Source organism: Bartonella sp. MR168JLCBS (assembly GCF_042194175.1).
In genome coordinates, this window is sequence record NZ_JBHIMP010000547.1 from 1 (window position 1) to 591 (window position 591).

At 37.7% G+C, this 591-nt stretch carries 1 protein-coding gene; it reads right to left on the reverse strand.

What is annotated here, in order from left to right; genetic code table 11:
- Positions 1-28 precede the first annotated feature (28 nt).
- Positions 29-591, reverse strand: a 563-nt coding sequence (gmk, locus tag ACFIK8_RS12565) for a guanylate kinase (RefSeq protein ID WP_375669618.1), incomplete at its 5' end; no start/stop codon positions are given.

Here is a 591-nt window from a genome sequence, read left to right on the forward strand (position 1 = left end):
TTGCTCCTTTAAAAAAAATAGAAGGACATCAATTAATCTTTTCATCAATCAGCCGATCAACAAAAGATTCAAGAAAGGAACATCGCTTGCGTCTCGCTGTTTCAGCTAAATAAATTGATTTAATAAGTGATGCAGACTGATTTAAATCCTTATTAATGACAACATAATCATAAAAACGCCAATGCCGCATTTCCGTTTGTGCATTCTTCAATCGTAAATTGATGACATCCTGGCTATCTTCCGCCCGACGATGTAAACGCAAAATGAGTTCTTTCATTGATGGTGGAAGAATAAAAATAGATACGGTATCCCCTGGCATCTTTTTTTGAAGCTGCTCGGTGCCTTGATAATCAATATCAAATAAAATATCTCGACCAGCACTTAAAGCGTTTTCAACGCTTTTACGTAAAGTTCCGTAATAATTTCCATGAACTTCTGCCCATTCAATAAATTCATCACCATCACGCTTGCATTCAAACTCTTGCTTTGAAACAAAATGATAATGAAAACCATCCACCTCACTAGGACGTCTTTGCCGTGTCGTCACACTCACGGAGCGCTCTAATTTTGCATCCTTCAGAAGTAACCGTG